This window comes from Francisella orientalis FNO12, assembly GCF_001042525.2.
Taxonomy (GTDB): Bacteria; Pseudomonadota; Gammaproteobacteria; order Francisellales; family Francisellaceae; genus Francisella; species Francisella orientalis.
The window spans coordinates 1,625,945-1,638,805 of the sequence record NZ_CP011921.2; the positions used below are offsets into that span (position 1 = coordinate 1,625,945).

Genomic DNA, 12,861 nt, shown 5'->3' on the forward strand with positions numbered 1-12,861 from the left:
CCTATACTTTTATTTTAAATAACAAAAAATAAGTAGCTTTAAATTAAGATGCTTATTCTTCCTCAGATGAGTAGTCAAAATCCATATCTATTCCCAATGCTCTAACTTCATTTCTTAAAACATTAAATGATTCTGGAACATCTACATTCATAGTTAACTTACCATCAACTATATTCTTATACATCTTAGATCTACCAGTTATATCATCTGACTTAACCGTTAACATCTCTCTTAGAGTATAAGCAGCACCATATGCTTGTAACGCCCAAACTTCCATCTCACCGAATCTTTGACCACCAAATTGCGCTTTACCACCTAACGGTTGCTGCGTAACTAGACTGTAAGATCCAGTTGATCTAGCATGCATTTTATCATCTACCAAGTGGTCTAACTTAAGCATATACATATAACCAACGGTTACATGCCTATCAAATGGCTTACCAGTACGACCATCAAACAATTTCATCTGACCATTAGTTACAAAGCCTCCTATTTTTAGTAAAGACTTAATATCTTCCTCTTTTGCACCATCAAATACAGGAGTTGCAATTGGTACTCCCCCTTTTAGATTTTCACAAAGATTCAGTATCTCTTCGTCATTTAAAGCCTTAAGATCAACTTTTTTATCACCAACACTGTTATAGACTTCTTCTAGAGTTTTTCTTAACTCTGCTGCTTTTCTTGTTTTTTCTAGAGTTTGCTCTACTTTCTTACCTAAGCCGTAAGACGCTAATCCTAAGTGAGCCTCAAGAATCTGACCGATATTCATACGCGAAGGAATACCTAGTGGATTCAAACAGACATCTACTGGAGTACCATCTTCCATATATGGCATATCCTCAATTGGTAGTACTCTTGAAACAACACCTTTGTTACCATGACGTCCAGCCATTTTATCACCTGGCTGAATACGTTTTTTAATCGCAACAAAAACCTTAACGGTTTTAAGTACACCAGGAGATAGCTCATTGCTTTGTGTGATAGATTTTTTCTTAGCTTCAAATCTAGCATCTACAGCTATTTTTGCTTCTTCATAATACTCTCTAGCATTCTGTATTTTTTGCTCAAGTTTTTCAGCTTCAAAAGAGATTTCTAACCACTTAGAAAAAGGTAGCGTTGCTAAAAATTCTTTTGTAAGAACAGCTCCTTTCTTAAGTCCTTTTGCTTTTTGTATCTTAGCGCCAACCACATCTGTCTCGATTGATGATTTAACTACAGATTCAATTACAGCAAATTCTTCATCGAAATCTTTACGCGCCTTATCAATTAGTTCTTTCTCAATTTTAAGAGCTCTTTTGCTCTTACCACCTTTATCATTCTCAAAGACCTGAACATTGATTACAGTTCCTGAAGTACCACTAGGCATTTTTAATGAACTATCAGCAACATTTGATGCTTTTTCATTAAAGATCGCTCTAAGAAGTCTTTCTTCAGGAGTTAACTGCTGCTCAGCTTTTGGCGTAATTTTAGCGACAAGAATATCACCTGCCTCAACATTCGCACCAATATGAACAATACCTGACTCATCAAGCTTAGCAAGACTTGACTCACTGACATTTGGAATATCTGCCGTTACTTCTTCAGGACCTAGCTTAGTATCACGAGCCACACATGTGAACTCTTCAATATGGATACTAGTATATTTGTCATCTTTTACTATTCTTTCAGAAAGTAAAATTGAATCCTCAAAGTTATAACCATTCCACGGCATGAAAGCAACCATAAGGTTATGACCAAGTGATAACTCACCAAAATCAGTTGCAAAACCGTCAGCCAAAATATCACCAGCCTCAATCTTATCTCCAACATCAACTATTGGACGCTGATTGATACAAGTATTTTTGTTTGAGCGTTTAAACTTAGTCAAGCTGTAAATATCAACTAACTTACTTGTTTGAGATTTTTCAGTATCAACTTTAACAACTATTCTATTAGAATCAACTTCTGCTATCTCACCAGCATTTCTTGCAATAATACAGTTGCCGGAGTCTCTAGCAACAATCTTTTCCATACCAGTACCTACCAGAGGCTTTTCAGATTTAAGAGTTGGTACCGCTTGACGTTGCATGTTTGCACCCATCAATACCCTGTTAGCATCATCATGCTCTAAGAATGGTATTAATGCTGCAGCTGCTGAAACCATCTGCTTAGCAGAGACATCCATATACTGGACTCTACTTGACTCAGTAAATATTGCTTCACCACCTGAACGACACTGAATAAGATCTTCTACAAAATGATTATTTTTATCAAGTTTTGTTGATGCTTGTGCAATCACATAATGATCTTCATCGATAGCTGATAAGTACTCAATTTCATTAGTCACTTTACCATTAACTACTCTTCTATATGGTGCTTCTAAGAAGCCATAATCATTAACTCGTGCATAACTTGCCAATGAGTTAATCAAACCAATATTTGGACCTTCTGGAGTCTCAATAGGACACAATCTACCATAATGAGTTGCGTGAACGTCACGAACCTCAAAACCAGCTCTATCACGCGATAAACCACCTGGGCCTAATGCAGAAATTCTACGCTTATGAGTAACCTCTGATAATGGATTGTCTTGATCCATAAACTGCGATAAAGCACCAGATGTAAAGAATTCTTTAATTGCTGCTGTAATTGGCTTAGAGTTCACAATATCTTTAGGCATAAGCTTGTCTTTATGAACTAGCGACATACTTTCACGAATACCTTTCTCTACACGATAAAGACCTATTCTAAATTGATTCTCAACCATTTCTCCAACAGAACGCACACGTCTATTGCCTAGATGATCGATATCATCGACTTTACCTTTGCCATCACGGATATTAATAAGCTCTTCGATAACACCTACAATATCACTATTTTCTAGAGTGTAAATATCTCCAGATACCTTATCAGAACCTAATCTTGCATTTAGCTTCATTCTACCAATATCAGATAAGCTATATCTACTTTCAATAAAGAATAGTCCCTCGAAAAGAGCTTTCACAGAAGCTGCTGCTGGAGGATCACCTGGTCTAAGAACTTTATATATTTCTACAAGTGCTTCATCTGTATTTTTAGTAAGATCATACTTAAGAGTATCTGATATATACCTACCTCTTTCAGTAGTTATAAAATCAATAACTTCTAATTCAAGCATGCCAACTTCTACGCATGACTCTAATAAACTTTCTGTAACATCGTCATTAGCGTAAGCTATCACTTCACCTGTTACTTCATTAACGATATCTTTGGCCACTCTAAGAGTGCTAACCAAATCAAAATCAATAGCTACAGAGTCAACTCCTGCGTCTTTAATTTTTTTAATATCTCTAGATGTTAATTTTTTATTTTTCTTAACAATCGTATTATCTTTTTCATCAATAATATCAAACTTAAGTACTTCGCCTTTCATATTAGAAAGATCATCAAGCTTAAGTGCAAAACCTTTATTATTAAAACTTATTGTCTTACTATCAGAGAATTTATTTAATATTTCCTCTTGCGTATATCCAAGAGCTTTTAAAATCACTGTAGCGCAAAATTTTCTTTTTCTGTCAATTCTAGCCCATATGATACCTTTTGAGTCAAACTCAAAGTCAAGCCACGAACCTCTATAAGGAATAATACGTGCCGAAAATGTTCCTTCCTCTGAATCATCCTTACTAAAAAATACACCAGGAGATCTATGCAACTGTGAAACAACCACTCTTTCGGTACCATTAATTATAAAAGTACCATTAGTTGTCATAAGAGGAATATCGCCCATATAAACATATTCTTCTCTAATATTTTCTACGACTTTCTCACCAGGAAGAGCCTCTTTATTATATACAACCAATCTCAACTTCACATTTAATGGTGCATCGTATGTGGCACCGCGCACTTGGCACTCTGTTTCATCAAAAGTAGACTCACCAACTTGATAATCAACATAATGCAGTTCATATTGACCATTTTTACTTTCAACAGGAAATGATTGCTTAAGCACTAATTCAAGACCAGAGTAAAGTCTACCTTTTGCATCATTTGCATTTAAAAACTTTTTGTATGACTCTGTTTGAATGGAAAGTAAATATGGCACATCTAAGATATGAGGAAGAACCCCAAACTCTTTGCGAATTCTTTTTTTCTCAGCGTATGAGTAAGACATCAAAAACATCCCTAAGATTTTGTTTACACAAAATAAAAAGCAAATATGACTATATTTGCACCAATATCTATGTATCTTTCAATACTAGAAAGACTAGGGGCCAAAATTGACCACTAGTCATAAATTTCTAAAAATTATAATTTAGAATTTTATTATTTAAGCTCAACTTTAGCGCCAGCTTCTTCAAGTTGCTTCTTAAGAGCCTCGGCTTCATCTTTAGATGCAGCTTCTTTAACTGTGAAAGGAGTACCTTCAACAGCATCTTTAGCTTCTTTAAGACCAAGACCAGTAGCGCCTCTTACTGCTTTAATGGCAGCAATTTTGTTTGAACCAGCGTCAACTAAAACAACGTCAAATTCAGTTTTCTCTTCAGCAGCTTCAGCAGCTTCAGCAGCAGCAGCTGGAGCAGCAGCAGCAACAGCAACAGCAGCAGCAGATACACCAAATTTTTCTTCCATCATTTTAACTAAATCACATACATCCATTACACTCATTTCAGCAACAGCATTTAGGATATCTTCTTTTGTTATAGACATTTTTATAACTCCTATTTATTTAACAATTAATTCTTTTTTAGCTTTTCTATAAGCCAGTGCCATTATTTACTATCTCCAACAGCAGCAAATACTCGTACCGCCTGAGACGGAATCTCATTAAGAGTACGAACAAACTTAGTAACTGGTGCTTGCATAACATTAAGTAATGTAGCAAGTGCCTCTTCCCTAGTAGGAAGCTTAGCAAAGTCATCTAACTTTTCAGGACCAAACAGTTCACCAGACATGGCTAAATTTTTCACTTCAAAAGCATTATGATCTTTTTGGAAGCTTTTAAATAGCTTAGCTGCTGCACCTGGCTCATCCTTAGAAAGAGCAAGAACAAGAGGACCTTTAAGAGCATCACCAAGACACTCAAAATCAGTTCCTTTAATTGCTAAACGTGCTAAGTTGTTACGCACAACCCTTAAATAAACTCCAGACTCACGAGCTTGCATTCTTAATGAAGTCATTTCATTAACAGTCAAACCACGGTAGTCTGCTACTGCTGCAGACAATGCTGAGGATACTTGTTCAGCAACTTCAGCAACAATTGCTTTTTTATCCTCTATTCTAAGTGCCATATCGACTCCTTACTTATTGTCCACACTTTATTTAATTAACACGATATTTAGACCAAAAAAGGTTGTCAACATCGTCTGCATAGGATAAATATTAAGTCAAGCAAGCGTGACTCCTACGGTCTTTGATCATCGCATTTTCATACAACCCAAAGAAATTGCAAAGCAGTATACTATATATTTAAATCTGAAAAGTCAACTCTTATTCCTGGACCCATTGTACTAGATACAGAAACTTTCTTCAGATATATACCTTTTGATACTGATGGTTTTGCTTTTTTAAGATCAGCTAACAGCTGCTCTAAATTCTGTTTTAAAGCATCACTAGTAAAGTTTACCTTACCAATAGTAGTATGAATTATACCTGCTTTATCCACTCTATATCTAACTTGACCTGCTTTAGCATCTCTAACTGCTTTAGCAACATCCATAGTTACAGTACCAACCTTAGGGTTTGGCATAAGACCTTTAGGACCAAGGATTTGACCAAGCTGTCCAACAACTCTCATTGAATCAGGAGATGCGATAACAACATCAAAGTCCATATTGCCTTTTTTAACTTCGTCAGCCAGATCTTCCATACCTACAATATCTGCGCCAGCTTCTTTAGCAGCATCAGCAGCAGGACCTTTTGCAAAAACTGCAACTCTTACAGTTTTTCCAGTACCATTAGGAAGAACAGAAGCTCCTCTTACAACTTGATCAGATTTGCGCGAATCAACACCAAGAGCAACTGAAACATCAACAGATTCAACAAACTTAACAGATGAAACATCTCTTAAAATATCAAAAGCTTCTGATACAGGATATTTTTTCTCAGCATCAATCTTAGCTGAGATTTCTTTCATTCTTTTTGAAATTTTAGCCATTATTCAACCCCTTCTACTTTTACACCCATGCTACGTGCAGAACCCGCAATAATTCTTACAGCGGCATCAATATCTGCAGCTGTTAAATCAGGATCTTTAACCTTAGCAATCTCTTCTAATTGCTCACGAGTAATAGTACCAATAAAATCTTTTGAAGGATTTGACGAACCTGACTTAACCTTGATAGCTTTCTTAATTAAATAAGAAGCTGGAGGAGTCTTCATTTCAAAAGTAAAACTACGATCGCTATACACTGATATTTCAACAGGTATTGGCATTCCAGGTTCCATACCTTGTGTCTTTGCATTAAATTCCTTACAGAATCCCATAATATTAACACCGTGTTGACCCAATGCAGGACCAATAGGTGGGCTAGGATTCGCCTTCCCTGCTGCAACTTGCAACTTGATAATAGCTTCTATTTTTTTCTTAGCCATTTATTTTTCTCCAAATTTAGGTTAATAGCACTTATATAAAGATATAAGCTCCCCACCATCTTAGCAAATCATTACTAAGACTCTTTTTCAACCTGTGAAAACTCAAGCTCAACAGGAGTAGATCTACCAAAGATGGATACTGCCACTCTTAATCTTGATTTTTCATAGTTAACTTCTTCAATAACACCAGTAAAATCATTGAAAGGCCCTTCAAGAACTCTAACAACTTCTCCAACATGGTAAGTTTTTCTCAATCTAGGTTCAACAGTAGAAGTGCTTCCCTCTACAAATCCTAATATCCTTTCCACTTCAGCCTTGCTTAAAGGAATTGGCTTACCTCGTGAACCAACAACAGTTAACACTCTAGGTACAGCCTTTATGACATCCCAAGCTTCTGTTGTCAAATCAGCTTCAATCAAAACATATCCAGGAAAATATTTTCTTTCACTCTTACGTTTCTGACCACCTTTCATTTCAACAACACTCTCTGTCGGAACAAGTATTCTACCAAAGTTTTCTTTTAAGCCTGCTATTTCTATATTTTCTTCCAGCTGAGTTTTCACTCTTTTCTCATAACCTGAGTGCACTTGCACAACATACCAAAGCATATTTATATCCCTTTATTAACCCAGAAAATACTGAATAAAACTCTCAAATATAACACCAAATAAAGATATTATTAGTGCAAAAATTATAACCACTACTATAACCATAGCAGATATCGTCATCGTCTCTTTGCGTGTAGGCCATACAACCTTTGCCAACTCAAGTTTTGAAGCCTGAAAAAATGCCCAAAAGCGACGCCCTTGATTCGTAAATCTTGCAACAACCAAAGCCACCAAAACCACAACAACAGCTAAAGATGTATTATAGGAACTATAACTTCCACCAAGTACATCAGAGTACATAGTGATCACAACACCAAAGACTATAATTGCTGTTGCTATTATCCACAACAATAAGCTACTTGACTTAGAAATTTTCTTAATTTCACTAGTCTTTGTGGCACCACTGACCCACACTTTATTTAAACCTTGATTTTTTTTCACAAGATATCCCTTTCTTTAAAAAGTATTTATATAGAGAAATTACAAACGTAGCCAATAAAATATCACACCAAATAAATAATATCAAGAAATAAAAAAGGCGATGTTGCAAAAATCACAACACCGCCTTAATTATATGGCAGGCCAGGAGGGACTCGAACCCCCAACTTGCGGTTTTGGAGACCGCTGCTCTACCAATTGAACTACTGACCTATATTTTTTGTTAAACTATCTATTATTCGATAATTTTAGCAACAACACCAGCACCAACCGTTCTACCACCCTCACGGATAGCAAAACGTAGACCTTCGTCCATAGCGATTGGATTGATTAAAGTGATAGTCATCTTAATGTTATCACCAGGCATTACCATTTCAACACCTTCTGGCAACTCAACAGCACCAGTAATATCTGTAGTACGGAAGTAGAACTGTGGTCTATATCCTTTGAAGAATGGAGTATGTCTACCACCTTCTTCTTTAGAAAGAACATACACTTCAGCTTCAAACTTAGTATGCGGCTTAATTGAACCTGGCTTACATAGTACTTGACCACGCTCAACATCATCTCTTTTAAGACCACGAACTAGGATACCTACATTATCACCAGCTTCCCCTTTGTCAAGAAGCTTACGGAACATTTCAACACCAGTCACAGTAGTTTTTTGAGTTGGACGAATACCAACAACTTCAACTTCATCACCAACATTCACAACACCACGCTCAATACGACCAGTCACTACTGTACCACGACCAGAGATTGAGAATACATCTTCAATTGGAAGAATGAATGGCTTAGCAGTGTCACGCTCAGGAGCTGGAATATAATCATCCATAGCAGCAACTAGCTCAACAATTTTCTCAACATATTGCTCTTCACCTTCGATAGCTTTAAGAGCAGAACCCATGATAACTGGAGTATCATCACCAGGGAAATCATACTGATCAAGAAGCTCACGAACTTCCATCTCTACCAACTCTAGCAACTCTTCGTCATCCACCATGTCACACTTGTTCAAGAAAACAACTATATACGGTACACCAACCTGACGAGAAAGTAAGATGTGCTCACGAGTTTGTGGCATAGGACCATCTGCAGCAGAACATACCAGGATAGCACCATCCATTTGAGCAGCACCAGTAATCATGTTTTTAACGTAGTCCGCGTGCCCTGGACAGTCAACATGAGCATAGTGTCTATTTGGAGACTCATACTCTACGTGAGAAGTATTAATAGTAATACCGCGCGCCTTTTCTTCAGGCGCATTATCGATCTCATCAAACTTACGAGCTGAACCACCGTTCTTTTCAGCCATAACTTTAGTGATAGCAGCAGTAAGAGTAGTCTTACCATGGTCAACGTGACCAATTGTACCTACGTTTACGTGCGGCTTCGAACGTTCAAATTTTTCTTTAGCCATTTCTATGCTCCATTTTTTTCAACAAAAAACAATAAATCAAATATGGTGCTCACAACCAGACTTGAACTGGTGACCTCTCCCTTACCAAGGGAGTGCTCTACCAACTGAGCCATGCGAGCTTATTAATAGTGTTTATTTTATAATTTATTTTAGGTGGAGCGGGTGATGGGAATCGAACCCACACTATCGGCTTGGAAGGCCGAAGTTCTACCATTGAACTACACCCGCATGGTGGAGGGAGCAGGATTCGAACCTGCGAAGGCTGAGCCGTCAGATTTACAGTCTGATCCCTTTGACCGCTCGGGAATCCCTCCCCTAAAACTTTTAGATAACTATAAAGTTTATTTGACTAAAAATCAAGCTTTTTTTATGATAATTTGCATTTTGCTTAGCAGAAACAACTTATCTAACAAAAAAACTGGGGTTATATTACTATGTGTAGTTGTAAATGTAAAGCTCTTATATCTTTTTATAGAACTATGCATTGTTTTTGTACTCTTGTCATAGCTACATACAATATCTGATTTCTTTCGGTATAATTTTTATTTAAAGCAATATCCTATTAAAAGCATAAATACCTTTTTATATGTTGATCCCTGCGCTTTATGGACTGTAACCGCAAAACCATAGTCCAAATCTTTTTTATTATATCGCTTTTAGCTCTTAAGCCGCCATCGGAATATCTTTCAATATCAATCATTAATAAATTATTTTTTTCTAAACTCATAATATACTGACCACAACCTATCACTTCTAGCAATTTTTAATAAATTATCGTGAATCTCAGCATACTCGTTGAGGTTTTCACTACTATCTGAATCTATTATAAAAATACTTTTCTCATCGAATCCTCGATAAATTCTCGCTTTCTCATGTACTTTTACGGTATAGCCAAGCAACCCATTTATGTTTTTTTGTCTATCGGACACTTCGACCACTTTATAATCTACACAATTATTTATTAAAAAAGATTCTTTAGCACTAGCTTTTATCACTCTATAACCTCATTAGGACATCCCCCTTTTCTATTAAATTAGCATTTTGTCCAAAAACCAAGTCCCTGATTATCCTATTTGATTGCATAACTGTTCTATTACACCAAGCTATTAGTTTTGCATAATTTAAATCAGCTTTTGCATACGAGGAGCCAAAAACTTTCTTAATCTCATCTCTAAATTGATCATTTGAATCAACAAATAACACACCCTCGCCATCTTTATTCAGCATACTTTCTTTTTTATCCAAAAAGATTGGTAAGTCTTCCCCAACATTTCTAAGTTGCTGATTTAGTTTTGCTATAGGATTATCATCAGATTGACGCATAAGTTGCGTAAGTTCATAGTTATTGTCTAACTGAAAAATTGGACTTTCTTGATCTCCTACAGGAGGTATCTGCGCTTTATCTCCCAAGAATATAACCTTAGATGATAATGACTTAGTAATTTCAGCATCAATAAGCTCAAATAATGATTTATTTATCATGCTTGCTTCATCTATTATTATTAAATCATAGTTTTTGATAGTAGCTTTATTAATTTGTCCAAAAACTGGTTCATTTGGATTAAAATCAATAGGATTTATATCAGGTTGCAATCCAAGCAAAGAGTGGATCGTATACCCAGGTGCAGAAGTTGATTGTGAAATAACAGCATTTGCCTTACGGGTTGGTGCTGAGACTATTTCCATCTTAGGATACTCATCTAAGATCTTCTTAACAACAGCAGTCTTACCTGTATCCTGAGAGTAGAAAATACGCATCTTTACTCTTAAGGAATTTTTTTACATGACTAATCGCTTTTACTTTCTGATTATTGAAAATTATTTTTTGACCATTTTGCGTATATAAATAATTTTCGGAATTAAGAAAACTTTTTTGCATTACTTATTTTCTGATTCAGAGAATCTTGTAATAACTCTAGAAAGAATTAAATTATTTGGTACAACAATTTCATTATCGTTTTCATCATCAAGTTTTGTATACAAAAATCCAATTGACTTAATCCGACCTTTGACACCACCTAAATCCACCTTTTCACCTATCTCAAAAGGTTTACTAAATGCAAGCATAATTCCTGATGCCACGATATTATAAGATGCCTTAAGAGACATGGAAATACCAAAAACAATCCCTGTTAAAACTCCTGTGACAGGCGATATAGGCACTCCAAGTTTTGCCAATGCGATTACTACAACTAAAACCAAAAAAATAGTATACACAACACTAGATAAAAATTGCGATACTGTTTTGTCATAATCTTCAAGCAAACGATAGACTAATTTTTTGATGTACTTAGATACCCAAAAGCCTATAGCTAAAATTAAAATTGAAATAAGTAAATTCATCCACAATGAACTTTCAATACTAATTTGATCAAACATTTTTTTTATTCTCCATATATATTCTTTTTGCTCTAGTAAGCATAAAAACCGCTATACAACTAAGGACCATCGATATTGTAGCAAACGAAATCTCCTCAACAGCTATTTTATGCTTCACAGCACCAGTCAAAGCATTTAATATAAAAACTCCGTTCTCAACGATAAATAATGCCATACTTATAGCAAAAGCGGATAAACATATAGAAAACCTGTATAAAAATGTCGATATTGCAAATAATAACAATAACGGATAGATAACTATCTGTAAAGCATCTATAAAAAAATGTCCAAATGCTGTAACACAGTCAAAATTATATTTTATTGTAAATATATATATAAAAGCGAATACAAAAAAAGTTGCAAACAGTATCAAAGCATCCCTACTAAAAATATTATCATTAAAATCAAAATATCTTTTTCTTGAAAATAACAGTCCACAGACTGTAATAAATGCAGCTCCAGAGATAAACCCATCATAGGAGAAGGTATTTTCTAGATAAATATGATGAGCAACATATCCATAACTACCCATCCCAAATAAAGATACTGAAAAACATATCCAAAACGCCACATCCCAAGGTTTTCTTTTTACAAAGATATAGCTTAAAATCACGCAACATAAAAATAACATGATTGAAATAAAAACTCTCAAAAGATCATCAGCTAGTAGTGGTAGATAAATCATCTCACACATTTTATTAGAAAACTCCTTTTGTCTTCAGGAACAGATATAAACCTGTGGCAATGACACTCCCTAAAATAGGACCAAGTATCGGTATCCACGCATAGCTCCATTGAGAAGAACCTTTTCCTTGTATCGGCATAATAGCATGAAACAATCTTGGACCAAAATCTCTAGCAGGATTTATAGCATAACCAGTTGTTCCACCTAATGATAAACCAATCACAACCACCACAAATGCAACTGGTATACCACCTAAAGCACCCATATCTATCGGATATGCTGTTGCAATTGCTGGATCGCCAACATGTACAACTACTCCAGGCATCGCCAATATTGCTAAAACTAAAACAAAAGTACCAATAACTTCACTAGCAAAATTAGATGGTAAATGTTTGATAGCCGGAGAAGTACAATGTGTCGCTAGCTTTAAGTCTGTATTATCAGTTGCTGAGTAATGAGGATAGTACATAGTCCAAACAAGCAACTGTCCAAGCATAGCTCCAATAATTTGACTAACGATATATGGAGCCACCCAAACCCATGAAAATTTGCCTGATAGAGTAAGAGCTATGGTAACCGCTGGATTCATGTGAGCACCACTAATTGAGCCTGCGACCAACACTCCTATAAATACTGCTAATCCCCAGGCCAATGTTATAACAATCCAACCCCCATTATGAGATTTAGTTTTATTTAAAACTACTCCCGCTACAACACCATTACCTAAAAGAATAAGTAACATTGTACCTATTACTTCTGCTATACATGCTTCTAACATAAAA

General features: G+C 35.7%; 11 protein-coding genes, 4 tRNA genes and 1 pseudogene. All 16 read right to left on the reverse strand.

All coding sequences use genetic code 11. The annotated features are described in order from the left end of the window. Positions 1-52 precede the first annotated feature (52 nt). Complete coding sequence (rpoB, locus tag FNO12_RS08375; RefSeq protein WP_014714682.1) at positions 53-4,129, reverse strand: DNA-directed RNA polymerase subunit beta; 4,077 nt, start codon at positions 4,127-4,129, stop codon at positions 53-55. 152 nt (positions 4,130-4,281) lie between these two features. Beyond that, the gene (gene rplL, locus FNO12_RS08380) at positions 4,282-4,665 is read right to left on the reverse strand and encodes a 50S ribosomal protein L7/L12 (protein WP_048349220.1); all 384 of its coding nucleotides are present in this window, start codon (positions 4,663-4,665) and stop codon (positions 4,282-4,284) included. Between the two features lie 62 nt (positions 4,666-4,727). Beyond that, positions 4,728-5,246, reverse strand: a complete 519-nt coding sequence (gene rplJ, locus FNO12_RS08385) for a 50S ribosomal protein L10 (RefSeq protein WP_014714680.1) — start codon at positions 5,244-5,246, stop codon at positions 4,728-4,730. A 170-nt stretch (positions 5,247-5,416) separates the two neighbouring features. Beyond that, the gene (gene rplA, locus FNO12_RS08390; protein WP_014714679.1) at positions 5,417-6,112 is read right to left on the reverse strand and encodes a 50S ribosomal protein L1; all 696 of its coding nucleotides are present in this window, start codon (positions 6,110-6,112) and stop codon (positions 5,417-5,419) included. Continuing rightward, positions 6,112-6,549 (reverse strand): 50S ribosomal protein L11, encoded by a 438-nt coding sequence (rplK, locus tag FNO12_RS08395; protein WP_012280431.1) that lies wholly within the window; start codon positions 6,547-6,549, stop codon positions 6,112-6,114. Before rplK ends, rplA begins: the two co-directional genes overlap by 1 nt. 74 nt (positions 6,550-6,623) lie before the next feature. Then, positions 6,624-7,157: a transcription termination/antitermination protein NusG gene (gene nusG, locus FNO12_RS08400; protein ID WP_014714678.1), complete on the reverse strand. Its 534-nt coding sequence runs from the start codon at positions 7,155-7,157 to the stop codon at positions 6,624-6,626. Between the two features lie 15 nt (positions 7,158-7,172). Continuing rightward, positions 7,173-7,598, reverse strand: coding sequence for a preprotein translocase subunit SecE (gene secE, locus FNO12_RS08405; RefSeq protein ID WP_014714677.1), 426 nt, complete (start codon positions 7,596-7,598; stop codon positions 7,173-7,175). Positions 7,599-7,732: 134 nt separating this feature from the next. Further along, positions 7,733-7,808, reverse strand: a tRNA-Trp gene (locus FNO12_RS08410). A 22-nt stretch (positions 7,809-7,830) separates the two neighbouring features. After that, positions 7,831-9,015 (reverse strand): elongation factor Tu, encoded by a 1,185-nt coding sequence (tuf, locus tag FNO12_RS08415; protein ID WP_014714676.1) that lies wholly within the window; start codon positions 9,013-9,015, stop codon positions 7,831-7,833. 43 nt (positions 9,016-9,058) lie between these two features. After that, positions 9,059-9,134: transfer RNA gene (locus FNO12_RS08420), tRNA-Thr, on the reverse strand. A 35-nt stretch (positions 9,135-9,169) separates the two neighbouring features. After that, a tRNA-Gly gene (locus FNO12_RS08425) sits at positions 9,170-9,243 on the reverse strand. A 1-nt stretch (position 9,244) separates the two neighbouring features. Beyond that, positions 9,245-9,329 (reverse strand) — tRNA-Tyr (locus tag FNO12_RS08430). Between the two features lie 155 nt (positions 9,330-9,484). After that, a pseudogene (locus tag FNO12_RS11630) lies at positions 9,485-10,894 on the reverse strand (ATP-dependent DNA helicase). Beyond that, positions 10,894-11,394: a mechanosensitive ion channel family protein gene (locus FNO12_RS08440; protein WP_014714675.1), complete on the reverse strand. Its 501-nt coding sequence runs from the start codon at positions 11,392-11,394 to the stop codon at positions 10,894-10,896. Before FNO12_RS08440 ends, FNO12_RS11630 begins: the two are co-directional and overlap by 1 nt. After that, entirely contained in the window at positions 11,387-12,088 is a 702-nt protein-coding gene (locus FNO12_RS08445) for a hypothetical protein (protein WP_014714674.1), read from the reverse strand. Before FNO12_RS08445 ends, FNO12_RS08440 begins: the two co-directional genes overlap by 8 nt. 4 nt (positions 12,089-12,092) lie before the next feature. After that, the gene (locus FNO12_RS08450; RefSeq protein ID WP_014714673.1) at positions 12,093-12,857 is read right to left on the reverse strand and encodes an MIP/aquaporin family protein; all 765 of its coding nucleotides are present in this window, start codon (positions 12,855-12,857) and stop codon (positions 12,093-12,095) included. Positions 12,858-12,861: the final 4 nt, after the last annotated feature.